The 26472-nt window shown below is 62.5% G+C and carries 28 protein-coding genes; 15 read left to right on the top strand and 13 right to left on the bottom strand.

From position 1 onward, the window contains the following. Nucleotides 1-75: 75 nt before the first annotated feature. The 3 genes from rplI to rpsF are packed head-to-tail and all read right to left on the bottom strand — an operon-like array spanning nucleotide 76 to nucleotide 1333. The gene (rplI, locus tag ANTHELSMS3_RS14675) at nucleotides 76-699 is read right to left on the bottom strand and encodes a 50S ribosomal protein L9 (RefSeq protein WP_094035522.1); all 624 of its coding nucleotides are present in this window, start codon (nucleotides 697-699) and stop codon (nucleotides 76-78) included. Between the two features lie 12 nt (nucleotides 700-711). Beyond that, nucleotides 712-939: a 30S ribosomal protein S18 gene (gene rpsR, locus ANTHELSMS3_RS14680; RefSeq protein WP_058310770.1), complete on the bottom strand. Its 228-nt coding sequence runs from the start codon at nucleotides 937-939 to the stop codon at nucleotides 712-714. Between the two features lie 22 nt (nucleotides 940-961). Beyond that, nucleotides 962-1333, bottom strand: a complete 372-nt coding sequence (gene rpsF / locus ANTHELSMS3_RS14685; protein ID WP_094035523.1) for a 30S ribosomal protein S6 — start codon at nucleotides 1331-1333, stop codon at nucleotides 962-964. 238 nt (nucleotides 1334-1571) lie between these two features. On the opposite strand from rpsF, the gene ANTHELSMS3_RS14690 reads away from it, so the two are divergent. Together ANTHELSMS3_RS14690 and ANTHELSMS3_RS14695 are read left to right on the top strand one after the other, a co-directional pair. Further along, on the top strand, nucleotides 1572-1829 hold the full coding sequence (locus tag ANTHELSMS3_RS14690) for a hypothetical protein (RefSeq protein WP_094035524.1): 258 nt from the start codon (nucleotides 1572-1574) through the stop codon (nucleotides 1827-1829). 105 nt (nucleotides 1830-1934) lie between these two features. Next, nucleotides 1935-2516 carry a YceI family protein gene (locus ANTHELSMS3_RS14695; protein WP_094035525.1) on the top strand — a complete coding sequence of 194 codons (582 nt, stop codon included), beginning with the start codon at nucleotides 1935-1937 and terminating at the stop codon, nucleotides 2514-2516. A 71-nt stretch (nucleotides 2517-2587) separates the two neighbouring features. On the opposite strand, the gene ANTHELSMS3_RS14700 is transcribed toward ANTHELSMS3_RS14695, so the two are convergent. After that, nucleotides 2588-3787, bottom strand: coding sequence for a cytochrome b/b6 domain-containing protein (locus ANTHELSMS3_RS14700; RefSeq protein ID WP_094035526.1), 1200 nt, complete (start codon nucleotides 3785-3787; stop codon nucleotides 2588-2590). A gap of 179 nt (nucleotides 3788-3966) precedes the next feature. Here ANTHELSMS3_RS14700 and fabD point away from each other — a divergent pair, with 179 nt between their 5' ends. From fabD to ANTHELSMS3_RS14715, 3 genes are all read left to right on the top strand, one after another. Then, nucleotides 3967-4905, top strand: coding sequence for an ACP S-malonyltransferase (gene fabD / locus ANTHELSMS3_RS14705; protein WP_094035527.1), 939 nt, complete (start codon nucleotides 3967-3969; stop codon nucleotides 4903-4905). Between the two features lie 17 nt (nucleotides 4906-4922). Continuing rightward, nucleotides 4923-5660: a 3-oxoacyl-[acyl-carrier-protein] reductase gene (fabG, locus tag ANTHELSMS3_RS14710; RefSeq protein WP_094037147.1), complete on the top strand. Its 738-nt coding sequence runs from the start codon at nucleotides 4923-4925 to the stop codon at nucleotides 5658-5660. A 217-nt stretch (nucleotides 5661-5877) separates the two neighbouring features. Beyond that, entirely contained in the window at nucleotides 5878-6111 is a 234-nt protein-coding gene (locus tag ANTHELSMS3_RS14715) for an acyl carrier protein (RefSeq protein ID WP_094035528.1), read from the top strand. 278 nt (nucleotides 6112-6389) lie between these two features. Here the strand turns inward: ANTHELSMS3_RS14715 and ANTHELSMS3_RS25590 are convergent, their stop codons facing one another. Further along, entirely contained in the window at nucleotides 6390-6884 is a 495-nt protein-coding gene (locus ANTHELSMS3_RS25590) for a hypothetical protein (protein WP_157733521.1), read from the bottom strand. 341 nt (nucleotides 6885-7225) lie between these two features. On the opposite strand from ANTHELSMS3_RS25590, the gene ANTHELSMS3_RS14720 reads away from it, so the two are divergent. Continuing rightward, nucleotides 7226-8134, top strand: a complete 909-nt coding sequence (locus ANTHELSMS3_RS14720; protein WP_094035529.1) for an AEC family transporter — start codon at nucleotides 7226-7228, stop codon at nucleotides 8132-8134. Between the two features lie 102 nt (nucleotides 8135-8236). Here ANTHELSMS3_RS14720 and mazG read toward each other — a convergent pair whose 3' ends face one another. Beyond that, complete coding sequence (mazG, locus tag ANTHELSMS3_RS14725; protein ID WP_094035530.1) at nucleotides 8237-9058, bottom strand: nucleoside triphosphate pyrophosphohydrolase; 822 nt, start codon at nucleotides 9056-9058, stop codon at nucleotides 8237-8239. Nucleotides 9059-9123: 65 nt separating this feature from the next. On the opposite strand from mazG, the gene ANTHELSMS3_RS14730 reads away from it, so the two are divergent. The 7 genes from ANTHELSMS3_RS14730 (at nucleotide 9124) to ANTHELSMS3_RS14760 (ending at nucleotide 16146) form a co-directional block, all read left to right on the top strand. Beyond that, nucleotides 9124-10278, top strand: a complete 1155-nt coding sequence (locus ANTHELSMS3_RS14730; RefSeq protein ID WP_094035531.1) for a M20 aminoacylase family protein — start codon at nucleotides 9124-9126, stop codon at nucleotides 10276-10278. Between the two features lie 122 nt (nucleotides 10279-10400). After that, nucleotides 10401-11561, top strand: a complete 1161-nt coding sequence (locus tag ANTHELSMS3_RS14735) for a M20 aminoacylase family protein (protein ID WP_094037148.1) — start codon at nucleotides 10401-10403, stop codon at nucleotides 11559-11561. Nucleotides 11562-11629: 68 nt separating this feature from the next. Then, entirely contained in the window at nucleotides 11630-12598 is a 969-nt protein-coding gene (speB, locus tag ANTHELSMS3_RS14740; protein ID WP_094035532.1) for an agmatinase, read from the top strand. A gap of 110 nt (nucleotides 12599-12708) precedes the next feature. Next, on the top strand, nucleotides 12709-13116 hold the full coding sequence (locus ANTHELSMS3_RS14745; protein WP_094035533.1) for a DUF1499 domain-containing protein: 408 nt from the start codon (nucleotides 12709-12711) through the stop codon (nucleotides 13114-13116). A 55-nt stretch (nucleotides 13117-13171) separates the two neighbouring features. Then, the gene (prfA, locus tag ANTHELSMS3_RS14750; protein ID WP_094035534.1) at nucleotides 13172-14221 is read left to right on the top strand and encodes a peptide chain release factor 1; all 1050 of its coding nucleotides are present in this window, start codon (nucleotides 13172-13174) and stop codon (nucleotides 14219-14221) included. A 4-nt stretch (nucleotides 14222-14225) separates the two neighbouring features. Beyond that, nucleotides 14226-15074: a peptide chain release factor N(5)-glutamine methyltransferase gene (prmC, locus tag ANTHELSMS3_RS14755; protein ID WP_094035535.1), complete on the top strand. Its 849-nt coding sequence runs from the start codon at nucleotides 14226-14228 to the stop codon at nucleotides 15072-15074. A 214-nt stretch (nucleotides 15075-15288) separates the two neighbouring features. Continuing rightward, complete coding sequence (locus tag ANTHELSMS3_RS14760; RefSeq protein ID WP_094035536.1) at nucleotides 15289-16146, top strand: DUF4167 domain-containing protein; 858 nt, start codon at nucleotides 15289-15291, stop codon at nucleotides 16144-16146. 29 nt (nucleotides 16147-16175) lie between these two features. Here ANTHELSMS3_RS14760 and rsmA read toward each other — a convergent pair whose 3' ends face one another. From rsmA to lptF, 6 genes are all read right to left on the bottom strand, one after another. Continuing rightward, nucleotides 16176-17018, bottom strand: a complete 843-nt coding sequence (gene rsmA / locus ANTHELSMS3_RS14765) for a 16S rRNA (adenine(1518)-N(6)/adenine(1519)-N(6))-dimethyltransferase RsmA (RefSeq protein ID WP_094035537.1) — start codon at nucleotides 17016-17018, stop codon at nucleotides 16176-16178. A 103-nt stretch (nucleotides 17019-17121) separates the two neighbouring features. Further along, nucleotides 17122-18090: a 4-hydroxythreonine-4-phosphate dehydrogenase PdxA gene (gene pdxA, locus ANTHELSMS3_RS14770; protein WP_094035538.1), complete on the bottom strand. Its 969-nt coding sequence runs from the start codon at nucleotides 18088-18090 to the stop codon at nucleotides 17122-17124. Next, nucleotides 18087-19310, bottom strand: a complete 1224-nt coding sequence (locus tag ANTHELSMS3_RS14775; RefSeq protein ID WP_094035539.1) for a peptidylprolyl isomerase — start codon at nucleotides 19308-19310, stop codon at nucleotides 18087-18089. The genes pdxA and ANTHELSMS3_RS14775 overlap by 4 nt, the downstream gene beginning before the upstream one ends. Further along, entirely contained in the window at nucleotides 19298-21454 is a 2157-nt protein-coding gene (locus tag ANTHELSMS3_RS14780; protein ID WP_094037149.1) for an LPS-assembly protein LptD, read from the bottom strand. Before ANTHELSMS3_RS14780 ends, ANTHELSMS3_RS14775 begins: the two co-directional genes overlap by 13 nt. 5 nt (nucleotides 21455-21459) lie before the next feature. Beyond that, complete coding sequence (lptG, locus tag ANTHELSMS3_RS14785) at nucleotides 21460-22554, bottom strand: LPS export ABC transporter permease LptG (protein ID WP_094037150.1); 1095 nt, start codon at nucleotides 22552-22554, stop codon at nucleotides 21460-21462. After that, on the bottom strand, nucleotides 22551-23687 hold the full coding sequence (lptF, locus tag ANTHELSMS3_RS14790) for an LPS export ABC transporter permease LptF (RefSeq protein ID WP_094035540.1): 1137 nt from the start codon (nucleotides 23685-23687) through the stop codon (nucleotides 22551-22553). Before lptF ends, lptG begins: the two co-directional genes overlap by 4 nt. A gap of 135 nt (nucleotides 23688-23822) precedes the next feature. Between lptF and ANTHELSMS3_RS14795 the strand changes: the two genes are divergently transcribed. Then, nucleotides 23823-25283, top strand: coding sequence for a leucyl aminopeptidase (locus tag ANTHELSMS3_RS14795; protein WP_094035541.1), 1461 nt, complete (start codon nucleotides 23823-23825; stop codon nucleotides 25281-25283). A gap of 80 nt (nucleotides 25284-25363) precedes the next feature. Next, the gene (locus ANTHELSMS3_RS14800; RefSeq protein ID WP_094035542.1) at nucleotides 25364-25822 is read left to right on the top strand and encodes a DNA polymerase III subunit chi; all 459 of its coding nucleotides are present in this window, start codon (nucleotides 25364-25366) and stop codon (nucleotides 25820-25822) included. 37 nt (nucleotides 25823-25859) lie between these two features. Here the strand turns inward: ANTHELSMS3_RS14800 and ANTHELSMS3_RS14805 are convergent, their stop codons facing one another. Beyond that, nucleotides 25860-26444, bottom strand: a complete 585-nt coding sequence (locus tag ANTHELSMS3_RS14805; RefSeq protein WP_094035543.1) for a retropepsin-like aspartic protease family protein — start codon at nucleotides 26442-26444, stop codon at nucleotides 25860-25862. Between the last annotated feature and the right edge of the window lie 28 nt (nucleotides 26445-26472).

Raw genomic sequence — 26472 nt, forward strand, 5'->3', positions numbered from 1 at the left:
ACACTGCGATCGACACAACGAAAAAGCCCCCGCGCATCGCTGCGCGGGGGCCAATCTGTGCGCGAGAGCGCGCTATCAGTCGTCGTCGCCTTCGGCGGCAGCGGCATCGGTGCGAACCGGGGCATCGCCATCGTCGTCGTCTGCGGCGGCACCGATCTCATCGAACAGCTGCGACACTTCGAAATCGGCTTGCGCCTCTTCTTCAGCGGCCAGTTCGCGGATCGATTTGCCGCTTTCCTGCAACTCGGCCTCTTCGGGCGAGCGCGCGACGTTCAGCGTGACCACACACATGACCTCGGGGTGCAGGTGCACCTCGACGTCGTGCAGGCCCAGCTCTTTGATCGGCGTGCGGATCAGAACCTGCTTGCGGTCGATCGTAAAGCCTTCTTCGGTGGCAACATCGGATACGTCACGCGTGGTAACGGAGCCGTACAGGTTGCCGCCGTCGGATGCCTGACGAATCACGACGAACTGCTGTCCGTCGAGACGCGATGCCAGTGCTTCGGCTTCGGTTTTGGTTTCGAGGTTACGCGCTTCGAGCTGTGCTTTTTGCACTTCGAACTGCGCGATGTTCTCTTTCGACGCGGTCAGCGCCTTGCCCTGCAACAGCAGGAAGTTGCGCGCGAAGCCCGGTTTGACGTCGACGACGTCGCCCATCTGGCCCAGCTTGGCAACACGTTCGAGAAGGATAACTTGCATGTCAGGTTCTCCTTACTTCACGGCGTAGGGCAGCAGGGCGAGAAAGCGGGCGCGCTTGATGGCGCGGGCCAGTTCACGCTGCTTTTTCGCCGAAACGGCGGTGATACGCGACGGCACGATCTTACCGCGTTCGCTGACGTAGCGCTGCAGAAGACGGGTGTCTTTGTAGTCAATTTTGGGTGCGTTGTCGCCCGAGAAGGGGCAGACCTTGCGGCGGCGGAAAAATGGTTTTGCGGCCATGGCTTAGCTCTCCTTCTTCAGATCAATCGCGGGGACGGCGTTCGCGGCGGTCGCCACGGTCACCGCGCTCGTCGCGCTTTTGCATCTGGACCGAAGGGCCCTCGACATGGGCATCGACCTTGATGGTCAGGATGCGCATCACGTCATCATGCAGGCGCATCAGGCGTTCCATTTCCTGAACGGCCGAGGCAGGTGCGTCGGTCCGCAGGAAAGAGTAGTGACCCTTGCGGTTCTTGTTGATCTTGTAGGCCATCGTCTTGACGCCCCAGTACTCGCTTTCAACGACTTTGCCGCCGTTGTCAGAGAGAACCGTGGAAAAATGTTCGACAAGCCCTTCGGCCTGCGCGTTGGACAAGTCCTGACGCGCGATAAAGACATGCTCGTACAGCGGCATGTGCACTCCATTTCTATCGAGGCGCATTTCATAGGGCAGGGGCTAAATCCTTCCACACCCTGCCCACGAGAGACTGCGCGGGAAAACGTCCTTGCGGAAGGAACGCCCCATATACACGCATCCCCGCAATCCGCAAGGGCCGTGCAGGATGCCAACGGATTGCCCCGGTCGCGCCCAATTCACGGCTCAATCTCAGGTTTAACCTTGCGTTAACCAATAACGTGAGGACGAGAGTGACATGGCACTGACAGAGATTGCACAGACCGGGTACGCGGAAACCAAGGACAAGGCACCCGAAAATACCCTTCCCGTGAACATCGACGGCCTCGCCCGTCGGCTGGTAGGGGCGGCGATGACCATCGCGGCCTTTCTGTTGTGGCTGGTGCCAGAGGGCATCACCCTTCCGTCGGTCCTGCTGATCAAACTGGGCATCTCCATTGTCTTTCTGGGCGTCGGTCTCAGCCTGATGACGGTTCCCAAGAAACTGCGCGACTGATCTGTTCGGCATCGCACGGACCCTGTTGGTTTTGCTGGAATTGAGTGGCGCGTGCCATCGCGCCATCTGTTCGGCACATGAAGCCAACAGAAGGTGCACCGACCTATGAAACAATTCTTCTTTGCCTCGGCGATCGCCGCGCTCCCCTTTGCCGCAATGGCCAGCGAAGCTGAAAACTACGCGCTGGACCCCAGCCACAGCCAGATTGTGTTCACCTACAATCACCTTGGCTATTCGACGACCTACGGCATGTTCTCGGGGTTTGAGGGCGATATCGCATGGGACAAGACCGATCCGGCCAAATCGTCCGTGACCGTGTCCTTTCCGGTGCGCACCATGTTGACCGGCTGGGAAGGGCGGTTTGACCATTTCATGACCGCTGAATTCTTTGACGCCGATGAGGGTGCGGACGAGATGGTGACATTCACCTCGACCGACATCAACGTCACCGGTGAGACAACCGCCGTCATCACTGGCGATCTGACCCTGAACGGCGTGACCAAATCGGTCGCTCTGGACGCCACGCTGAACCAATCGGGCGATCACCCGATGGAGGGCAAGCCTTGGGCCGGGTTCGACGCCACGACCATCCTGCTGCGGTCGGACTATGACCTGGGCATGTTCGCCCCCTACATCAGCGATGAGGTTCAAGTCATGATCTCGATCGAGGCGATGAAGGCCGACTAAGTCCGAACCTTTGGACGAAAAAGAACCCCCTGCGCCTCACAGCGCAGGGGGTTTTTCTTTGCGTATAGCGATCACTCGGCGCGTTCGGCGGACAAGGTCACGTTGATCCGCACCGTGTGATCCAGTTGCGCGGGGTCAGTCATGTTGTCGCCGATGGCAAAGGCGCGTCGGTCCAGCGTGGCGGTGCCGGTCATCTGCGCTTTGGGTCCGTCGATACTCAGCGCAAAGGGCAGGGTGACGGGCACCTGATGACCTTTCAGGTCCAGCGTGCCTTCGGCCACCAACCCATCTTCGCCACGCAGGAGTTGCGCTGTGAACACCGCCGTCGGAAACTGGCCTGCATCAAGGAAATCGGTCCCCAATGCCTGCGCCGTGACCGATCCCAGCGTCAAAGAGCCGATCGCCACCTCGACCCGCACATCGCCTTTGGGGCCGAGGGCCGCGCTGTCGTCATAGCGGATGTCTGCCGTCCACGCGCCAAATGACCCTTCGACGGTCTGACCAAACTGTTGGATGCTCAGTCCCAGCGTGCCCTCGGTCACGGTCCAGTCGCTTTCGACCTCCGCCAGCGCCGCCACCTGTGCCGCCTCGCTGCCGTGCCCGTAGGCCCCGACAAAACCGCCCAACCCCAAGGCAACGGCCCATGCCGCCAGTGCCGCAACAGGCGCGGTCAACCCGTGCCGCTTGCCCGCACCGCCACCGGCCTGTGTCTTTCCGGGCCACATCCGCCGCAACGTGGCGTCGCGGTCGATGACGTGATGTTTGACCGCGCCCGCGACATGCAGCACCAGCGACACAACCAGCACCCATGCAAAGACCCAGTGCAGGCCAGAGGCGATCCCGGCGACCGTCTCACTTTCCGGCACCAGCGGCAGCGATTGCCCCAACGGCCACCAGATCGGCGCAAACCCTGCGGTTGCCGCGTGATGCACCCAACCCGACAGCGGAACCGCCACCAAAGAGCCATAAAGCAGCCAATGCACTGTCTCGGCGGCAAAGGTCTCGGCCCGGCGTTCAGGGTGCAGCGGCGCGGGCTTGGTCTGGGTCAGCGTCCAGAGGATGCGCGCCAGCGCGATAAAAAACAGCGCCACGCCCACAGTCTTGTGCAGCGAAAACAGCCACGCCTTGTTGGCCAGTTGGTCTGCCGTTTCATAGGGCAGGTCGTTCGCGATCAGCCCCAGCGGGATCATCACAAGGATGCCAAAGGCGGTCAGCCAGTGCAGGGTCTTTGTGATCGTGCCATAGCTTTGCGATGTGTTGGTCAGTGCCATCTGTGGTCCTCGACGTATCGGTCTCTTTGCGGCTACAGCTAACGCAGGGACCGCAGGGCACAATTCCGCGCGCCCGCACAGGGGGCCAGCGCCGTTGCAGAGCAGCCCCAAGTGATTGCGGAACGCGGCGCGGACGGGTAAGCCCTGCGGAACGGAAATTTTCTGCTGAGGAGACGGGCATGAGCCGCGCATTCATCTTTCCCGGGCAGGGGGCACAGACCATCGGCATGGGCCGCGACTTGGCCGAGGCCTATCCGGCGGCGCGTGCCGTCTTTGACGAGGTCGATGAGGCCCTTGGCGAAAAGCTGTCGGCGCTGATCTGGGAAGGCGAGATCGAAACGCTCACCCTGACCGAAAACGCCCAGCCAGCCCTCATGGCCACCTCCATGGCCGCCATGCGCGCGCTCGAGGCCGAAGGCGTCGGCATCGACGCAGCCGCCTTTGTCGCCGGGCATTCATTGGGCGAATATTCCGCGCTGACCGCCGCCGGTGCGCTGACCCTTGCCGACGCCGCACGCCTGCTGCGCAAGCGCGGGCAGGCCATGCAGGCCGCCGTGCCGGTGGGCGTGGGGGCCATGGCCGCGCTGCTGGGGCTGGACCTTGATGCCGTGCGCAAGGTCGCGGCTGAGGCCGCTCAGGGTGATGTGGTCGCCGCCGCCAATGACAACGACCCCGGTCAGGTGGTCATCTCTGGCCACAAGGCGGGCATCGAACGCGCCGTCGAACTGGCCAAGGCCGCAGGGGCCAAGCGCGCCGTGATGCTGCCGGTCTCTGCACCCTTCCACTGCGCCCTGATGCAACCCGCCGCCGAGGCGATGGCGCAGGCGCTGGCCGACGTCCAGATCAACGCCCCCGCCGTGCCGGTGGTGTCCAACGTCGAGGCCGCCCCGGTCACCGACCCGGACAAGATCCGCACCCTGCTAGAGGCACAGATCTGCGGCGCGGTCCGCTGGCGCGAATCCGTGCAGACCATGGTCGACGCCGGCGTCGAAGAGTTCTGGGAAATCGGCGCAGGCAAGGCCCTGTCCGGCATGGTGCGCCGCATCCACCGCCCCGCCACCGTCCGCAACATCGGCACGGCGGCAGACATCACCGCCGCCGTTGACGCCGCGAACTAAACAAAGAGGATATGAGCATGTTCGATCTGACCGGAAAATCCGCGCTGATCACCGGGGCCTCTGGCGGCATCGGCGGCGCCATTGCCAAGGCGCTGCACGGTGCGGGCGCCAACGTCGGCCTGTCCGGCACCCGCGTGGAGCCATTGAATGAACTGGCCGCCGACCTGGGCGACCGCGCCTTTGTCCTGCCCTGCAACCTCGGCGACGCCGAGGCCGTCACCGCACTGCCCAAACAGGCGGCAGAGGCGATGGGCAGCGTCGACATCCTCGTGAACAACGCCGGCATCACCCGCGACAACCTGTTCATGCGCATGTCCGACGACGAATGGCAAAGCGTCATCGACGTCAACCTGACCTCCACCTTTCGCCTGTGCAAAGGCGTGCTGCGCGGCATGATGAAATCGCGCTGGGGCCGCATCGTGAACATCTCATCCGTCGTGGGCGCCACCGGCAACCCCGGTCAGGGCAACTATGCCGCCGCCAAGGCGGGCATGGTCGGCATGTCCAAATCGCTGGCCTATGAGGTCGCCAGCCGCGGCATCACCGTCAACGCGCTGGCCCCCGGTTTCATTGAAACCGCGATGACCGACAAGCTGACCGATGACCAGAAAACCGCCATCCTGACCCAGATTCCCACCGGTCGCATGGGCGCTCCGGCGGAGATTGCGGCAGGTGTGCTCTATCTTTCCAGCCCCGAAGCAGCGTATGTGACGGGAACGACGTTGCACATCAATGGCGGCATGGCCATGTTGTGAAATGCGCCGTAGCCTGTTGCGCTGCGGCGTGGGAAAGCGTTTGCCATCCCCGCCGCCTGTGCTATAGGCCGCGCAGATTTTCCGCTGGTGGCGCGTCGTTACACGCCGCCCGCGCCCCGGTTCTCCGGGAGATCGAGCCGCCCGCAAGGGCATGAGACGCCACGCCAGAGGCAGGGCAGAATGGGCGACACGCCCGACAGACTTGTGAGGAACAGACATGAGCGACATCGCAGATCGCGTGAAGAAGATTGTGGTCGAGCACCTGAGCGTCGAAGAAGAGAAGGTGACGGAATCTGCCTCGTTCATCGACGATCTCGGCGCCGACAGCTTGGACACCGTGGAACTGGTCATGGCCTTCGAAGAAGAGTTCGGGATCGAGATTCCGGACGACGCGGCTGAAACCATCCAGACGTTCGGCGACGCGGTGAAGTTCATCACCGAAGCGCAATAAGCCTATCGCCACCGGCGACATTTAAACGGCGCTCCCTCCGGGGGGCGCCGTTTTTCTTTGGGTGTCTGTCCTGGGGGAATACCGCTTTGGTCAGCTGTGCGGGCTTTGCGGGGCGTCGATGTGGATAGCCCGACCGTCGTGGCCGGTCCATTGCCGCCACTGGTCGCTGGCTCTAATGCTGCGCCTCAGCTTCAACAGACCCGCCTCCCGCGTCGCGCAACGTTTTGGCGGGATTTAGGACGGTTGTGCGGACGATGCCGCCAGCCACCTTGTGCGAGTCAACGACTCCTTTGACAGTAAGAGCGATAAGCACTTTGCATCAGATCTTCGCGAGAAGAAGGTGACTGAAACATTAGGATTTTATAGCCTTCGGCAAGGAGACTTTGTTTGGGAGAAAGAGTCGATATTGCCAGCAAGTTGAAGGATGAAACTTCCTCGGCAAAAGTGTCGGGGTCATATCGGAACTGTTCCTTCGCTCTCCTTACGCAGATAGAAATTGCGTCCATACCGAAAGATTGCCTTATGAAGTTTGTGGTGGAACGTACCGAATTGGCAAAGAAATCTTCCGGCGAGAGTCCAACCGCAAAAAAGCAAGTTAGGGCTATCGCTGTGCCGAAAAGGTAACCTCGCACGTTCTCCAATATGAAGTTCCATACGTTACCTCTGGAACTCCCCAAAAAGCGTTGAACGACCCGAAACAGCCCCTCGGGTAATACATACAACATCCCGAATGCCACAATGATTTCAATGATTGGAATGTAAAATTTAGCCACTTCAAAAGCCTTCTACGCATTCAAATGCCGAGGCATAAAACGTCGATTAGCCATTCGACGCAAGCACGAAAACTGCGAGGATTGGGCCCGGAGCGGTCCTCGAATATACCGACCTCACCGCACCACATGGTTGAGAAAAACCGTTCAAGCCACAGCGTCCCCGAACTGCCTCTGTCAGACCCACAAAACAGCTTGATCTGTCCGCCCAAAACCAGTGCGTGCCATCGTACCCGGCACCCCCGGTTTTTCTTTGCAACGCGCCCCCATCTCGGACTGGTCTTTCCCCAAGGGGCGGCGCTATGTAGCGCGCAACCTCACCTAGCCCAACGGGAATATCACGCGTGGTTCTTCTCACGATCTGGCCGCTCTTTGCGCTCATTTGCCTCGGTCATGTGCTGGCCAGAACCGGCTTTCCCGATCCCGGCTTTTGGCCCGCGGCAGAGCGGATCAACTATTTCATCCTGTTTCCGGCGCTGCTGGTGTCCAGCCTTGTCGATGCGCCCATCGGCGATCCGCAGATCCTCCGGCTGGGGGCGGCGGCTGTGACCACCCTCCTGGTGGCCGCCCTTGGGATGGCTGTGGCACGCTGCGTCTTTCCAACGCCCTCAGCCCGCTTTGGCCCGGCTTTGCAGGGCGTCGTGCGGTTCAATACCTTTCTGGGTCTTGCCGTCACGGCCAGTCTGGCGGGGGCAGAGGGGATGGAACGCGCGGCGGTCTACCTTGCGGTCTGCGTCCCGGTCGTCAACGTGGTGTCGATCATCGCCCTAAGCGAACGTGACGTCCTGCGTCGCCCCGGCGCGCTGTTGCGGATGATCCTGTTCAATCCGATGATCCTGGGTTGTCTGTTCGGGATCTCACTGGCGCTTTTGGGGCTGGGTCTGCCTTTTGGCACCGGGACTTTTCTAGAGCTTTTGGCACGGGGCAGCCTGCCGCTGGGCCTGCTCTGTGTCGGCGCCGCACTGCAACCCTCGGCGCTGCGTCAGGATATAGGCCCGGTCTTGGGGAACGCGGTCCTGCGGCTGTTGGGGATGCCGGTTCTGGCGGCGCTGATCGGCTTGGCCTATGGACTCGACGGGGCAGAGGCGCTGGTGCTGGTGGTGTTTTCGGCCATTCCCACGGCGCCGGCTGCCTATGTGTTGACCCGCCAATTGAACGGCGACGGTACGTTTATGGCCGGACTCGTCACGGCACAAACGATGGCGGCCTTGGTCACGATTCCGCTGGTGTTGCTGGTCCTTGGTCTGGGCTAAATCGCCGGGTAAACGTCACCGAAAGGTAAATCCGTCTCTGCAAGTTATTGAAGACGCTACGTCACCTGACCCGCCACGCGTGGACACGTCCGCCCGATGGCCTCAGATGTCCGATTTTTTTGCTGCCTTCTCCACCGCCTTGGCCGCATCCCAAAGCCGGTCCATTTCTTCCAGATTGCTATCCTCGGGCCGCCGTCCATCCTTGGCCAGGGCCGCCTCGATGGACTTGAAACGCCGGGTGAATTTTCCATTGGCCGCCCGCAACGCCGCCTCGGGATCGATCCCCATATGCCGCCCCAGATTGGCCATCACAAAGAGCAGATCGCCAAATTCCTCAAAGCGGTGGTCATCATCCTCAGCCTCGCGCAGCTCATCCATTTCCTCACGCAGCTTGTCCATCACCTCATCGGTGGTGGGCCAGTCAAACCCCACCCGCGCCGCTCTTTTCTGCAGCTTCACCGCCCGCAACAAGGCCGGCAAACCCAACGCCACCCCGTCCAGAACGCCCGTCTCTTTTTTCGAGGCCCGCTCTGCCGCCTTGATCGTCTCCCAGTCACGGGTCTGCTGCTCGGGCGACTTGTCGCGGCTTTCATCGCCAAACACATGCGGATGCCGCGCCACCATCTTGTCCGACATCCCATCGGCGACCTCATCAAAGGTGAACAGCCCGGCCTCTTCGGCCATTTGCGCGTGAAAGACCGACTGAAACAACAGATCGCCCAGCTCTCCTTTCAGTTCATCCCATTCCTTGCGCTCGATCGCATCGGCAACCTCATAGGCCTCCTCGATCGTGTAGGGGGCGATTGTCGCAAATGTCTGCTCAAGATCCCAAGGACAGCCGCTGTTCTGATCGCGCAAACGCCGCATTATTTCGCGCAGGCGCGGCATCCCGCCCGTCGGATTGTGGATCAGATCGTCGCTCATTGCATCCGCCCCCGCTTTGGTCGCATGGTCCCTGAAATGTCGGATCAGGCACGGGGAGTCCAGCCATGGCGGTGATCAATCGAATCGCGGGGTTTGCAGAGGAAATGACGGGCTGGCGGCGTCACCTGCACCGACACCCGGAACTTTGCCTGGAATGCCATGAGACAGCGGCCTTTGTCGTGGATCGACTGCGCTCTTTCGGCATCACCGACATCCACGAAGGCATCGCCACCAGCGGTGTGGTCGCGGTGATTGAAGGGCAGGGGGATGGTCCGGTGACGGGGCTTCGTGCCGATATGGATGCCCTGCCAATGGATGAGGAAACCGGTGCCGAATGGGCCAGCACAGTGCCGGGGCGGATGCACGCCTGCGGCCACGACGGACATACCTCGATGCTGCTGGGGGCGGCGAAATACCTCGCCGAGACGCGCCGGTTTACCGGCCGCGTGGTGCTGATCTTTCAACCGGCAGAGGAAACCATCGGCGGTGGGCGCATCATGGTCGAAGAGGGGATCATGGACCGCTTCGGCATCCAAGAGGCCTATGCGCTGCACACCGATCCCTTTAGCCCATTGGGAGAGTTCCGCACCACACCCGGACCGATCATGGCGGCGGCGGATGAGTTCCGCGTGACGGTCAAGGGACATGGCGGCCACGCCGCCTATCCGCAAATCTGCCGCGATCCGATGCCCGCAGCCCTTGCCATCGGCCAAGCCCTGCAAACCGTGGTGTCGCGCAACACCGACCCGCTGGCGGCATTGGTGGTGTCGCTGACCTTGTTTCAGGGCGGCAGCGCCTCCAATATCATCCCCGACAGTGTCACACTGGGCGGCACCGTGCGCAGCCTGACACCAGAGGTGCGCGACATGGCCCAGACCCGCATCACACAGATCGTCAGCAGCATCGCGGAGGGTTACGGCGTCGAGGGCATCCTTGACTATGAACGCAACTACCCGCCGACCATCAACCATGCCGAACAGACCCGCTTTGCCGCGCAGATCGCGCGTGAGGTTTCGCCGCTGGTGACCGATGACATGATCCCCGAAATGGGGGCGGAAGATTTCGCTTATATGCTTGAAACCCGGCCCGGCGCATTCCTGTTCCTTGGGCAAGGGCACGGACCGTCCGTCCACCATGCGGGCTTTGATTTCAACGATGCAGCGGCGCCCATCGGGGCCAGCTTTTTCGCCCGCCTGATTGAGCAGCGTCACGCCTTGTAAGGGACACGCCGCCCAGCTTCTTCTTGGCAGAATTACTCAATCCCACGGCTTTCACAGACGGCCCGTTCAGGCTCTTTCCAATGTCGGTCCAAACGGGCAGTCTGCGCGCAAAGGAGACCCCTATGCCTATCGTCAATTCCATCGCCGCGTCTGAACCTCAAATGACGGAATGGCGCCGCTATCTGCACCAGCATCCTGAACTGGGATTGGATTGTTTCAAGACCGCAGAGTTCGTGGTGGATCGGCTGAAGGAATTTGGCATCACTGACATTCACACCGGTATCGCGCGCACGGGCGTTGTGGCCATCATCGAGGGCCGCGCGACGGGACGGACGATTGGCCTGCGCGCCGATATGGATGCGCTGCCGATGGAGGATTTGTCCGGTACGGATCACGCCTCGACCATTCCCGGCATGGCGCATACCTGCGGACACGACGGTCACACCACCATGCTGCTGGGGGCGGCAAAGTATCTGGCCGAGACGCGGAATTTTTCCGGCAAGGTCGCGCTGATCTTTCAACCTGCAGAGGAAAATGAGGGCGGCGGGCGCATCATGGTCGAAGAGGGCATGATGGACCGGTTTGGCATCGATGAGGTGTATGGCATCCACAACATGCCCGGTGGTCCGGTCGGCCACTTGCACACCAATCGCGGAGCTCTGCTGGCGGGAGTGGATGAGTTTACTATCGAGATCACCGGCGTAGGCGGGCATGGCGCGATGCCGTTCCAGACCCGTGATCCGGTGGTGACGGCAGCCTCTGTGGTGCAGGCGTTGCAGACCATCGTGTCACGCAATGTCGATGCGCTGGACCGGCTGGTGGTCAGTGTGACGCAGGTTCACACCGGATCGGCCATGAACATCGTGCCGGAAACCGCTATCCTGAACGGAACCGTGCGCTATTTCGACAAGGCGGTTCAGTCGGTCGTCAAAGAGCGCATGGCCGAGATCGTCGAGTATCAGGCCAAAAGTTTCGGCATGACGGCCACGTTGAACTATATCGAGGGCTATCCGCCCACGGTCAATCACCCTGAACAGGCGGAATTCGCAGCCGAAGTCGCGCGTGAGGTGGTGGGCGCCGAGGCGGTGGACATCGACTCTCCCCCGATCATGCCGGGAGAGGATTTTTCCTACATGCTGGAGGCGCGACCGGGGGCCTATTTGTTTCTGGGACAGGGCGACACGCCCGGATGCCACCATCCCAAATACGATTTCAATGATACCATCGCGCCGGTCGGTGCGAGTTTTTTCGCGCGGCTGGTTGAAAAAGCCCTGCCGCTCTGATCCGTGCCGGGCGGCCCTTTGCGGCGTCGCCCACCCACCCACCCCGACATCGCAAAGGGCCACCCGCCATGAGCCTCGAAGACGCCAAGCGCCAGATTGACCACGCCTTTACCCGTGACGACCTCAAAGGGCCGTCGTTCGAGAATGTCTTTGCCGGGGCGCCGTCGTTTCTGCGCCGCAAATACACCAAGGATCTGCCCGGGGTGGATGTCGCGGTGACGGGGCTACCGTTTGATCAGGCGGTGACCAACCGGCCCGGCACGCGGCTGGGGCCGCGCGCGATCCGTGAGGCGTCCCTCTTGCAGACGATGGATGAGCCTTTTGGCTGGGGCTATGATGTGCTGTCGGAATTCGCCATCGCGGACTATGGCGACATGGCCTTCGATTATGCCATGCCGTCCGAGGTGCCCGCGCGGATTGCCGACCATGTGGGCGGCATTCTGGATGCGGGTGCCGCCTGCATGGTGCTGGGCGGCGACCATTCGGTGACCCACGGCTGTCTGCGCGCCCATGCCGCGAAACACGGCCCGTTAAGTGTGATCCAATTCGACGCGCATACCGACACCTGGGCGGATGATGACATGGCGCGCGTCGATCACGGCACCTTTATGTACAAGGCCGTCAAGGAAGGGTTGGTAGAGCCGGAACGCTCTGTCCAGATCGGCATCCGCACAGACAACCCCGATACGCTGGGGTTCAACATCCTTGATGCGCGGCAGGTCCATGCCGAAGGGCCGGAACGGATCGCCGAGCGGGTGCATGAGATTGTCGGTCAGCATCCCTGTTACCTGACCTTTGACATCGACGCGCTGGACCCGGCCTATGCGCCGGGCACCGGTACGCCGGTCTGGGGCGGGTTGACCAGCCATCAGGCGGCTGTGATCCTGCGCAGGCTGGCGGGAATCGACCTGAAAGGCGGCGATGTGGTTGAGGTGTCGCCGCCGTTTGACACCACCGGGGCCACGGCTGTGGCGGCGGCGCATGTGGGCATGGAATTGCTGTGCCTTTGGGGTTGGACCCGTCGCGTGACGGGATGACAAGTGCGGCGGCGCGCAGCGCAGTCGCAAAACCGTGGCTTTCAGAATCGCCTCCAGGCATGTCATGCCGGGGACCAGTTTGAGCACTGTGAAAGAGACACGCCTTGCGCATGGCATTTTTTCTAATCCTGTTGATCGTTCTTGGCGGCATGGCCTGGATCCGGTTTGCGCCCTCTGACCCTGCCGACTGGCATGTCGATCCACAGGTGACGGCGGATCAGGATCTGGCCGCCGGTGTACGGCGGCGGATTCCGGCAGGCCCGAACAAATTTGAACGCCTTCACGCCATCATTCTTGAAACGCCGCGCACCGAAATTCTGGCGGGCACGCAGGACGACGGGCAAGTGACCTATGTCACCCGGTCAAAGTGGATGGGGTTTCCCGACTACACCACGGTGCGGGACAGCGAAGATGTGCTGGCACTGTGGGCACGCTCGCGCTTTGGTCAATCGGACCTTGGGGTGAACCGCGCGCGGGTCGAAGACTGGCTGCAACGGCTGGAGGCCGACGAGGGCTGAGGCCCCGGCGTCGGGGATGACTTGACGGCCCCTGCGCTTTGGGCAATGCATCCCCATGATCCCGACAGACAGACTTCATCAAATCAAGGAGCGGCTCGAATTTGTCGAGGCGCGCATGTCCTCTGGCAGCGGCGATATCGCGGCGCTGGGGCGTGAATACGCTGAGCTGAAGCCCGTGGTGAGCCAGATCGCCGAATGGGAGCAACTCTGCGCCGAGATCGCAGAGGCGGAGGCGTTGCTGGACGATCCAGAGATGCGCGCGCTCGCCGAAGAGGAACTGCCGCAGTTGCGCGCCCGTCTGCCAGAGGCAGAGCGCGCGGTGCAACTGTCACTGTTGCCGCGCGACGCCGCCGATGCGCGCCCCGCGATGCTGGAAATTCGCCCCGGCACCGGCGGCGATGAAGCGGCGCTGTTCGCCGGGGATCTGGCCCGCATGTACCAACGCTATGCCGAGGCCAAGGGTTGGCGCTGGGAAGTGATCGAGGAACAACTGTCAGAACTGGGCGGTGTGCGCGAATTGGTGGTACGGATCGCCGGGGACAATGTCTTTGCCCGGCTGAAATACGAAAGCGGCGTACACCGGGTTCAGCGGGTGCCAGAAACCGAATCTGGTGGGCGTATCCACACCTCGGCGGCCACGGTGGCCGTGTTGCCAGAGGCCGAAGAGGTGGATATCCGCATCGACCCGAACGACATCCGCATCGATACCATGCGATCATCGGGGGCGGGCGGGCAGCACGTCAACACCACCGACTCGGCCGTCAGGATCACACACTTGCCCACTGGTATCGTCGTTACCAGTTCCGAGAAATCGCAGCACCGCAACCGTGAGATCGCCATGCAGGTGCTGCGCGCGCGTCTGTTCGATCAGCAACGCCAGCAGGCCGATGCGTCGCGCTCTGCCGACCGCAAGGCGCAGGTCGGGTCGGGTGATCGGTCCGAGCGTATTCGCACCTACAACTTTCCGCAGGGGCGGCTGACCGATCACCGTATCGGCCTGACGCTGTACCGGCTGGAACAAATCATGGCCGGCGATCTGGATGAGATCATCGATGGGCTGACGGCGGAACATCAAGCCTCGCAACTGGCTGAGATGGGGGCATGACGGCATGACGCGGGGTTCGGACCTGTTGTCGCGCGCAACCGCGCGCCTGACCGAGGCAGAGGTCCCCGATCCGGGGCGCGATGCGCGGCGCCTGATGGCGCATGTGCTCAAGGTGCCGCCCGGACGCCTGACCCTGTTTCTGCCCGAGCCGGTCGATCCGGCGCTGGAGGTGGTCTATCTGACCATCGTCGAACGCCGCGCCGAGCGGGTGCCTGTCAGCCACCTGATCGGGCGCCGGGCGTTTTACGGGCGCGATTTCCTTGTCACCCCAGAGGTTCTGGACCCGCGCCCAGAGACGGAAACGCTGATCGAGGTGGTCCTGACCGAACCCTTTGCCACGGTGCTGGACCTTGGCACCGGGTCGGGCTGTATCCTGCTGACCCTGCTGGCCGAACGTGAGAGTGCGGTTGGTGTGGGTACGGATGTCAGCACAGCGGCGCTGAATGTCGCTTATTGGAACCGCAACGCGCTGGACCTGCAACACCGGGCCGACCTGCGTGAGGGCAGTTGGTATGCGGCGCTGGAGGCGAATGAGGACCAGTTCGACCTGATCGTGTCGAACCCGCCCTATATCGCGGTGAACGAAATGCCGTTTCTTTCCCCTGAGGTCCGCGAACATGAACCGCGCCTGGCGCTGACCGATGAAGCCGACGGACTAACCGCCTACAGGGCGATTCTCTCAGGTCTGACCGCGCATCTTTCTCCGGGCGGTCGGCTGGTGGTTGAGATCGGTGCCAGCCAGGGCATGGCGGTCTCCCGGCTATTTTCCGAGGCCGGATTGCGCGGTGTGCGGGTGATTCCCGACATTGATGGCAGAGATCGTGTGGTTCTGGGCACGCGACGCCGTATTTAGCGGCTTTTTCGTGCCTAAATCGCCGATTTTGTGGTATTTTGACTTGTCACATTTCTGTCCATGTGCATATTCAGTGTTAGCTGCTCAGTCGAATGGCTCTCTTGCCGATCCTGCGCAACGTCAAGCCAACATAAGGGTGACCCTAACGGATTGGCGCAAGATGCGCCCTTGCCCCGTCACCAAGCCGTCGAAATAAGGCTGGAAATCAGACAATATGCGTTCTTCCAAATCCCGCTCGCGGAACAAGAGCAATCGTAACCGCAACAACAACAACAATACCTTGGGTAATGTCGTCAACCGTGTGTTCGACAGCAGTGGCCCAGAGGGTAAAGTGCGCGGGACTCCGCAGCAGATCATCGACAAATACAATCAACTTGCCCGCGATGCGTCCCTGAGCAATGACAGAGTTGCGGCAGAGAACTTTCAACAACACGCCGAACATTACATGCGGATGTTGAGCGAGGCGCAGCGCGAACAAGACACGCGCCGTGAACAGCAGGAACGCGAAAACCGCGAGCGTCAGGCGCAGCGGGATCGGGAGCGGACGCAACGTGATGGCGCGTCCGATCAACCGGACCGGGCAGAAAAGTCCGACAGGTCAGATCGGCAAGACAGACAAGACCGTCAGGACAGACCCGCACGCCAGTCACATGCGCCCAAAGCCGATGAGCAGGGCACGTCGATTGCCGGGGATGTGCTGGATCTCGGGGCCGAGGACGATGGCCCCGGTCTGGTCGACACTCCGGAATCCCGGGCGGAAACCACCCCTGCGGTGACACCATCGGCAGAGCCCAAACCGGCACCAACCAGAAGCCGGGCCCCCAGATCCCAGGCGCCCAAAGCACAGGCACCTAAAGCACAAGCAGCGGATCCTGTGGACCCCGGTGCCGATGCGCCCCAAGCCTCAGACGATGCGGCTGTGCCCGCCGCGTCAGACGAAAAGCCCAAAAAGCCGCGCGCCCCGCGCAAACCCCGCAAAAAGCCTGAGCCGAAGCCGGAAGCCGTTGAGTCGGACACGCCGCCCGTCGCCACAGAGCCGGGTGATACCCCGCCTCCGGACGCCGCCGAGTAAGTTCGGATTTCAGATAATCGGGCCGCGCGTCAGACGGCAGCAAGGCTGCGCGCCAGCGCGCAGAATTGCTCCAACGGAACACGCTCGGCCCGCTCTGTCGGGGCAATCCCGGCCACGGCCAGGTGATCCTCGATTTGCGGTGACAGACCCTTCAACGCGGCGCGCAGCATCTTGCGCCGCTGGTTGAAGGCCGCCGCCACCACCCGTTCCAACACCTTCGCATCCGCCTCGAACCGGGGCGCAGGCAGCGCGGTTAGGTGCACCACGGCGGAACTGACCTTGGGTGGCGGGGTAAAAGCGCCCGGCGGCAGCGTCAGCGCGATCCGCGCGTCGCAGCGCCACTGAGCCAACAGCGCCAAACGGCCATAGGCCTTGGAGCCCGGCTCTGCCACGATCCGCTCTGCCACCTCCTTTTGGAACATCAGCGTCAGGGACCGCCATGCCGGCGGCCATACCTTTGGCGTCAGCCACCGCACCAGCAATTCTGTGCCGACATTGTAGGGCAGGTTGGCGCAGATCGCATAAGGCGGCGTCAAATGGGCCGCGGCATCAACCTCCAGCGCATCGCCCTCGATAAACTCCAACCGGCCCGGATATGCCTCGGCAATTTCGGCCAGCGCAGGCAGACAGCGCGCATCCTTTTCAACCGCCAGCACCTTGCGCGCGCCTTCGGCCAGCAACCCTCGGGTCAGTCCGCCGGGGCCGGGGCCCACCTCCAGCACGTCGGTGTCCGACAGGTCGCCGGCCACGCGCGCGATGCGGGCTGTCAGGTTGAGGTCGAGAAGAAAGTTCTGACCCAGCGACTTGCGTGCGGACAGTTGGTGACGCTTGATCACCTCACTCAGCGGGGGGAGGGTGTCGATCGCGCTCATGTTTTCTTCTGTCCGAAAATATCCTGGGGGGGAATTGGCCTATGGCCAAGGGGGGGCAAAGGCCCCCGCCTGCGGTGCGGCACATCCCGTGGGCTGGTCTGGGTCATGCGTTGGCCATTTGTGCTGCCATGCGCAGTGCGGCCAGTGTGGAACTGGGATTGGCAACACCCTTGCCTGCGATGTCATAGGCTGTTCCATGATCGGGCGAGGTGCGGATAAAGGGCAGTCCTAGCGTGACGTTGACACCCTCATCGAAGTCCAGTGTCTTGATCGGGATCAGGGCCTGATCGTGATACATGCAGATCGCAGCGTCATAGCCTGCACGGGCGCGAGCGTGGAACATCGTATCGGCGGGCAGAGGGCCGCGCAGGTCCATCCCGTCAGCCCGCAAACGGTCCAGCACCGGGGCAATCAGTGCCGCGTCCTCATGGCCCATGCGACCGCCTTCGCCCGCGTGCGGGTTCAGACCAGACACCGCAAGGCGTGGGGCGGCTATGCCGAATTGTGTTTTGAGTGCCGTGTGTGTGATGCGGATACGCCGCTCCAACAGGGCGGGGGTCAGCGCGGCCGGCACATCCGCCAGCGCGATATGAATGGTGACCGGGACCACGCGCAGGCGGTCAGAGGCCAGCATCATCACCACCTCGTCCACACCCGCCAGATGAGCGAGGAACTCGGTATGGCCGGGAAAGGTAAACCCCGCACCCTCTGCCAGCGCCTGTTTGCTGATCGGCAAGGTGCACAGGGCTGACGCCACACCGGCCTGCACTAGACGCACACCTTCTTCGATAGCTGCGATCACGCCGGGCGCATGGGAGGCTTGCGGCAGTCCGGGCACGCGGGGGCCGGGCATGTCCAAGGGCCAGACCGGCAGCCCCTCACCAACTCGGACCGTCGCTTGCACGGGATCGTCCAAAACCACATGCGGCACGCGCCCGGGCAAGTGCGCCGGATCGCCGATCCAGAAGAACGGCAAGTCGCGCCCCAAACGGTCCCATGCTGCCTCAGCCAATTCCGGCCCGATCCCAGCAGGTTCCCCGCAGCTCAACGCGACGGGAGAGGCCCCAGTCATCGGTTGACGATACGGGCGTCGGCGCGCAGCTGCGCAAGATAGCCATCGGCCAGTGTGGCCAGACGCCGGTTGCGCAAACCGATTGTGATTTCGCCCCGGTCAACATCTTCGGTAATTTGCGTGGACCGCCCGCAGAGCATCAGAAACACCAGCGTCTGACCGCCCGAACGTGTGAGTGCTGTCGAGACCTCTCCGGGGTCCAGCTTGGTCAGTTCCAGCGCGATGTCCGTCGGCAGATCGTCCACTGGCAGCGTGCCGCGTTCCAGGACCTCGGGGGGTTGTCCCTTGGCGACGCCATACAGGTCGTCGCAGCGGTCCACCCGACCAGCCAGCACGCGGGCGCGCGCCAGTGTTTCGGGGGTCCGGCCTCCGGCCATATAGTAGGCGGCGTATTCCACCGCAGTGACCTCTGGCGGGCTAAAGCCGGTTTCCTCGATGTCGCGCAACTGGAACAGGGCAACGGCGCCGTCCAGCGGAATAGGCGCTGTCACCTCGCCCGGTGCAAGGCCTAGCAGCAACGGGCGCAGTTGCGGCGGCAGATCGCTCAGGTTCTGCCAGGGCAGGCGGCCGCCAGCGTCGCGGCTGGCGGTGGCGGAATACTGCCGCGCCTGGGCCGAAAAGGCACCGGTGCTGTCGAGTTGCGCAATACGTTCCGCGCGGGCGCGAACGGCATCCTCTTCGCCCGGCGGCATCGGCATGATGATTTCAGATACCAGAACGCGCACCGTGCTTGTGCCCGATTGCAGCGACAGGGCGCGGTCGATCTCATCCTCGGACACGGTGGCGCGACCGCCGAACCGGGCCTGAACCAGTTGGCGCCAGCTCAGACCGGCGGCGACGAAATCGCGAAAGGTCTGTTCGGCTACACCCTCGGCGCCAATGGCCGCGACGAATTGATCGCGGTCCAGATTGGCGCGCGCAGCAAACTCACCCATGCCGTCCAGCACTTCTTGTTCTGTCGGACGGACGCCGTTGTCGCGTGCCGCCTGAATGCGCAGGCGGTCATCTATCAACTGTTCGCGTGAGAGTTTGTCGAGGTTTCCGGGTGCTTTCAGCACCTGCAACATCCGCTTACGCTGTGCGATCTCATAATTGGTGATGACGCTGTCGTTGACCTGAATGGCGGGGGCAAAAAGGTTCTGCGCGGCCAGCGGCGCGGGGCTCAAGGTGATCGAGAGGACCGCAAGGGCCGGTGCAAGCAGGCGGGTCAGAATGAACATGTGCGGCGATACTCCTTGCCACTGGCGTCGGCGCCAAAGCCTGTTAGCGCGACGGTCAGATCGAATTCGGTAGACGGTTCCAGGGTGGTCGAGGACGCGTAGTTCCGCGTCGCCTGAAGATCCACCTGAATACATTCGTTTCGGTATTGCAGGCCCAGACCGACACGGTCAAGCCGGTCATCGCCAAGGTCATAGCGGGCCTCACCCGAGGTGGACCAGTTCCGGGTCAGTTGATAGCGGCCATCAAAGGTCCATTCGGATTGTCTTTGGGTCCGGTCCTCATCGGAATCGGTGACCAGCAGCAGGTAGGACGCGCCAAGGTCCATTCGCGTGTTGGACCATCCGGCACGCGCTTCTGCCTTGGAAAACAGGCCGTCTTCGTCCAGCAGACCGCGCGCCGACAGCGTGATCCCCAACGGGTTGGCAAAGCGTCCCGCGATCAGCAAGTCAGAGGCGGTATCGCTGAGCCCGGACGAAAGCGAAAAATCGGGCTCGGCGGTTTCACGCCAGACCTTGCCCAGCGTCAATGCCGCCGACCAGCCACCCGGCGCCTTGTGCAGCCAGCGCAGTCCGGCGGCGACGGTTGTGCCGTGTTCGCGGCGGTCAGCGGCGGGAAAGCGGGACAGCGACAGCAAGTTGGCCTCGTCAAATTCGACCCGCGTGCTTTCGTCGTTGGGGTTTTTCAGCCGCTCGCCGCCGACCCAGCCCAGTTGAACGATCGGCTCCAGCAGGGTGCGCCCGCCGCGCGGACCCTGCCGTTGCAGGGGATAGCGGAATTCAATTGCGACACCGGGGATGGCGCGGCTGACTTCGGCATCCGATGTGACGTCATCCTCTGTGATGTATCGGTCGGCCCACAGATGTGTGGACAGCCCGACGCGCAGGCCACTGGCCACGGTCCAGCGGTTGCGCCAGCTGAATTCGGCATTGAACCGGGTGACATCACGACCGTCGATTTCGGTATCGTCGTCGCTGCCATCGGTATCGCGTTTGGATTGGCGCAAATGGCCGTGGACATCGGTGCCCAACCGGAACTCTCCGCCGAAGGACGGAAAAAACCGTTGCTCCCTGCGGTAGTCCGCGATGAAGCGGGGCTGGGTTGCGTTGTCCTCATAGTCGCGCAGTGTCTGATAGTTCAGAATGCTGGTGTCCATGAAGCTGTCGGCGGTCACCCGTGTCAGCGACAGATTGCTGGCCAGACGGTCGGCGCCGCTGATGTCGTAGTCGTTCAGATAGGCATCATCCGAAACACCTTTGAGATTGAACGACAGTTTGTAGTCCTGCAAAACCCGAAATTCACCTTCGGCAAAAAGATAGCCGCGCGGATCTGCCATCAACGTGTCAGACGACAGCGCTCCGTGAATGGTCAGGTCGCCACTGCGAAAGGCACGCCTGTAACGGAACCCCATCGTACGGGTTTCCGACGCCAGATAGGGCGTCAGGGTCAAATCCTGATGCCGTCCGATGGGAAAGAAATACGGCACCTTGACCCCGACACCCAGCAGGGAACTGCTGGTGAAGGTCGGGAAAAGGAACCCGCGGGCGCGCGGCAACGTGGGGTCGGGCAGGCGCAGGTGGGGAAAGTAGAAGATCGGCACGTCCAGAACACGAAACTGGGCATTGTCGAAATATAGCTGGCGCTCTTCCTGATCATGCACGACGCGCGATGCGCGGATCTGCCAGAGCGGTACTTTGCGTTGTCCGCAGACAAGGCAGGATGTGACGGCAACCTTGCTGAACTGGGTAAAGCGGCCATTCACCCGGCGCGCCTCGACCGAGGCAACCTGCAATTGTTGGTCAAGAACCATGCGCGCCCCGGACAGCAGGCCGTTTTGCAGGCCCTGATCCAGTTCGGCATAGGTGGCGACCAGAATATTGCCGGTCTCGTCGATGATGCGGATCGGGCCGTCGATGATCAACTGATCGGTTGTGCCGTCATAGACGATGCGCCCGGCGGTCATGCGCACGCCGTCATGAAAGGCTTCGACATTGCCGGTGGCAATCAGCCGTTCGCCGTCTTCGACAAAGACGGCGTCGGCCACGAGCATTGCGGGCAGGGCATCGGCGTCCGGGGCGTCCTGCGCCAAGGCCGGTCCGGCCAGAACGCACAGCACCGCCAGCAGACGGATAAGACGGTCAAACATGCGGGTCATCCGTCCTCCATATGCAGTACCAATCCCATTGCCAGAAGAACCGAGGCGACCGGCGGCACCCATGCCGCGACAAGCGGTGCCAACTGACCGTTTTCCCCCATGATCTGGGCAAAGTTTCGCACATAGTAGAGGCCAAAGCCAAGCAGCACGGCGGACAATATCGCGATTCCGGTGCGGCCCAGCCGCGTGGGCCGCATGGTAAAGGCCGCGCCGATCAGGACCATTGCCATCAGGAACAGAGGGCGGGACAGTTCCATATGCAGCCAGACAACATAGCGACGGGCCGAAAAACCAGCGGTTTCAAGACCCTCGATGAAGGTGGGCAAATCCCAGATCGCCACGGCCGAGGGTTTGCCGAAACGGTCGCGGATGCTGTCCTGTGTCAGATTCGACGGCAGGCGCAGGAACTCATGTTCTTTTGCCCCCGACTCGGGGTTCAGGCCCGGGGTCAGCGGCCATGCCTTGGCGGCGCTCAACTCCCAGAAACCGTCGTCAAGTCGCGCACTGTCGGCAAGGATGCGGGTCGCGGGTCCGCCGTCCGGCGCATATGTGACGATAGAGACATCGAACAGCTCTGTTGCCTCGTCATTGGCGCGGGCGGCATGGATCACCGCCTGACCCAGATCGCCTCCCTGCCGTAGCCACAGCCCCTCGGGGCCAATGGACAGGGCAGAGGCGCTGCCGCTTTCATAGGATTCGCGCAATTCGTTGTAGCGTTTGGATGTGGTCGAGACGATGGGATTCATCAGCCCGACAACCAGTCCACCGATCACCAGCGCCACCATGACCGGAGCCATCAGAGTGGCCACGCCCGAGCGCCCCGCCGCCCTTGCGGCCACCAACTCGGATGATCGTGCCAGCCCAAGAAACAGCCCGACGGTCGCGAGGATCATAACCAGCGGGATGATTTCGTAGATGGCACCGGGCAGTTTCATCAGCGTGACCCGCATCACCTGTCCAAACGTCACGTCATCGTCAAAGCGGCGCATTTCCTCGATCAGGTCCAAAAGGCCCTGAAACAGCGCGAATACGCCGAAGACGCTGAGGAAGATCCACAAAAAGCGGCGGGCAAAATAGAAATGCAGGGTCACGCTGTGGCCTCCTGCTGATGCGCGCGCGCGCGTCTGGGCCGGAATGGCCGGGCCGCGATCCACAGCAATGCCGTGGCCAACGTCAGACCGACTATGCTGGGCAAATAGACCAGTGGCCATAGCCGGTAGTCGCCGCGCACCGGGTCGGTCACAGCACTTTCCAGCACTTTGACAAACACCAGCAGACCGATGGCAAAGACAATCTGGCGAGTCACACCGAACCGTGAAAACCCGCCAACCATCAACGCGGAATAGCCGATCATGGAAAAGGCCAGTGCCAGCAATGGCAGCTGGAATCGCAGATGCCCTTCCTCGATAGCCTCGCCCGGCGAATCCTTTGCCTCGTCCGCCGAGGCGGCAGGCTGGGTGATCAATTCCCATGTGGACATGTAGTTGAGGCGGCGTTTGGTCGGCGCGGTGGATGTGACAAGGCCCGATACATCATAGATCAGGTCGCTGAAATTCGTGGTCGACAGGCGGCGGGTCTCAAGATCCAGCGTCTGGGCCATTCCCGTCAGCATCACCAGCTTTGGCCCGACGTCGTCGCGCAACAGATAGGCCTGTTCTGACGTATAGATCACGTCGCGCCCCGGCGTGCGCCGGTCCGACAGCACAACGTCGCGCAATTCGCCCTCAGCGGTAATGTCGCGAATGTAGAAGGTCACGCCGTCGATAGGATGCAGAAACGCGCCGTCGCGCAGCAGCCGGGCACTGACCGAGCCCGAAAGTGCCTTTTCGCGAATGCGCAATTGCTCCAGCGATTTGGGAACCAGTAGATGGGTCAGCATCGACATCATCAGCGCCACGACACATCCGAACAGGAACACCGGCCGGGCCAGCCGCCAAGGCGAATAGCCGGTGGCCTGCACCACCGTAAGCTCACTGTCGCTGCTGAGCCGGTTGGTGACATAGACCGCAGAGGCAAAGGCGGACAGGGGGAGCACAAAGGTGATCACAGCCGGCAGTGAGAGGGCGGTGAATTCCATCACCACACCCACCGAATGGCCGTCTGAAATCAGCTGATCGAACAGGGTAACAGCCTTGTTCACCCAATAGACCGATACAAGGACTAGGGCGAAAAAGCCGAACGCTACTATCAGTTGCGACAGGACATATCTGTCGAATCTTTGCAAACGCGTGGTCCCCCCAGACCAGTGCAGGTCTGCGCACCCTAATCCATCGTTTGGAATTGGGAAAGGTGGCACTGGTCAACCGCGCTGGGGGGCGTTACCTCTTTTGGCGAAACTCAGCTCAGGAGACGAGGACACATGACCGATCTGCGCGCGATCAGCTTTGCCGAGGTGGCTCTGGACGGAATTGACGAAACGGGCGGGCGTCTGGCCGTCGTGGTGTCACCCGAAGGCACGCTCAGCCCCGGTGCGCGGCGTCTGAACCGGCTGACCAAAGGCGCGCTGGGACGCGCGGTTGAAAGCGAGGCGTTCGGCAAGCTGGACGCAGGGGACGCGATGACGCTGGCTTGGCCGTCTGGCCTGATGGTCGAGGCGTTGGATATCGTCAAGCTGGCCCGCCGTCCCGCAACGGTCGAGGCCCGCAAGGCCGGTGGCACGCTGGCGCGGCTGGCAGGTAAGGCGGCACTGACCATGCTGGTCGAGGCGACGCGCCTGCCAGAGGAGATCGCCCTTGGCGTGGCCCTGCGCAGTTACGCCTTTACCGCGCGCAAATCCAAGCCGGATGAGGCCCCTGCGGCCGCCGTGATGATGGTCAAGGCCCCGGATGAGGCAGAGGCCGCGTTTGCCTCCGCCCGCGCGGTGGCCGAAGGCGTCGCCTTTACCCGCGATCTGGTGTCTGAGCCAGCCAACGTGCTGTCGACGACAGAGTTTGCCGCCCGGCTGGAGGCGCTGCGCGACACCGGGCTGGAGGTTGAGGTTCTCGAAGAGGACAAGCTGGCCGAACTGGGTATGGGCGCGCTGCTGGGCGTGGGCATGGGATCGGCCATGCCCTCCAAGGTTGTCGTGATGCGCTGGAAGGGGGCCGAGGGCGCGCCGCTGGCGTTGATCGGCAAAGGTGTGGTGTTCGACACCGGCGGTATCAGCCTCAAACCCGCCGCTGGCATGGAAGACATGACCATGGACATGGGCGGTGCGGGTGTTGTCGCGGGCGTGATGAAAGCACTGGCTCTGCGCAAGGCGCAGGCGCATGTGGTCGGTCTGGTTGGTCTGGTTGAAAATATGCCGTCGCACATGGCGCAGCGTCCGGGCGACATCGTGACATCCATGAAGGGCGACACAATCGAGGTCATCAACACCGATGCCGAAGGGCGGTTGGTGCTGGCGGATGTGATGTGGCACGCACAGGAAAGCGAACAGCCCTCGGCCATGATCGATCTGGCTACGCTGACTGGAGCCTGCATTATTGCACTGGGGCATGACAACGCGGCGGTTTTCTCAAACGACGACGCGCTGGCGGGGGATTTCCTCAAGGCTGCCGGGGCCGAAGGTGAAGGCGCATGGCGTTTGCCGCTGGGCAAGTCCTATGACGACTTGATCAAGAGCCAGAAGGCCGACATGAAAAACGTCGGCGGCCGCCCGGCGGGGGCGATCACGGCGGCGCAGTTCCTGCAACGTTTCGTCAAGGACGGCATTCCGTGGATCCACCTGGACATCGCCGGCGTGGCCCAAGTGACCAAGGACACCGATCTGGCACCCAAGGGGGCGACTGGTTGGGGCGTGATGGCGCTGGACCGGCTGGTGCGCGACCGGTTCGAGTAACGCAGAGCGAACAGGTCTGGACCGGGCACCGGGGGCAGGGCGCAGCCCCCCGGTGCCACCGGCCATAAACGGAGGAGCCGATGGGAGACGCCTATTTCTATCACCTGACCCGACGGCCGCTGGAGCTGATGCTGCCGGACCTGCTGGCCAAGTCGCTGGAGCGCGGGTGGCGGGTGGCGGTGCGGGGCACGGACCCGGACCGCATGGACTGGCTGGACCAGAAGCTCTGGCAAGGCCCCGAAGAGGGCTTTCTGCCGCACGGTCTGTCCGGCGGGCCGCACGACGCGGATCAGCCGGTGTTGCTGACCACCGACGTCCAGGCGGCCAATGATCCTGGCTGCCTGATGGCCATCGACGGGGCCGAAGTCTCGGCCGATGAGGTGGGCGCGCTGGATCGGGTTTGCGTGTTGTTTGACGGTGGCGACAGCGCGGCCGTGCAACGGGCGCGAGACCAGTGGCGCCTGCTGACGGGGGCAGGCTGCAAGGCGCAATACTGGTCCGAGGAATCAGGGCGCTGGGAAAAGAAGGCCGAAAGCTGAGGGGGAGCCGAACTATCGACAAAACTCCCCGTTTGGATCAGCGTTGCAACACCATCTTGCCGCCGGAAATCTGTAGGCTGGAATAGCGATCGAGATAGGTCATGCCCAGCAAAGAGTTCTGCATGTCGCCTGCGTTCAGATAAGCCGCAACCCGCTGATCCGCAAAGGGCCCCAATTCGACGGTGTCAAGCGTGACCGGCGCGGTCTGAACCTTGCCGTTGGCTGTCATCGCCGCGGAAAGAAAGTGCAGGCTGTCGACGTCGATCCCTGCGCGTTCTGCTGCGCTGCGTGTCAGCACGACTGATGTTGCGCCAGTGTCCACGACAAACCGGGTGGGGGTGCCGTTGATCTGCAAGGTGACATAGTAATGCCCATCGGGCGCGCGCGGCAGTTCGATGCCGCCCTCTTCACCACCAACGACCATCTGTTGCGGCATAACGGTGCCACGAATGTCGCTCCACAGTCCGAAGACCGCGATCACTCCGACAAAGATCAGCGCCCAGGCTGCCATCTGTTGCATGGTCTTGCCAAGGCTGGCCCGGCCCTGAACAAAAAACCAACTGACCAGCACGCCGCCCAGCAGCACAAGATAGATGAGATTTCCGATCTGGTCTCCGGACATGGCATGGTTCCCCTTTGGCCCACTATTC

The sequence above is a fragment of the Antarctobacter heliothermus genome (assembly GCF_002237555.1).
Taxonomy (GTDB): domain Bacteria; phylum Pseudomonadota; class Alphaproteobacteria; order Rhodobacterales; family Rhodobacteraceae; genus Antarctobacter; species Antarctobacter heliothermus_B.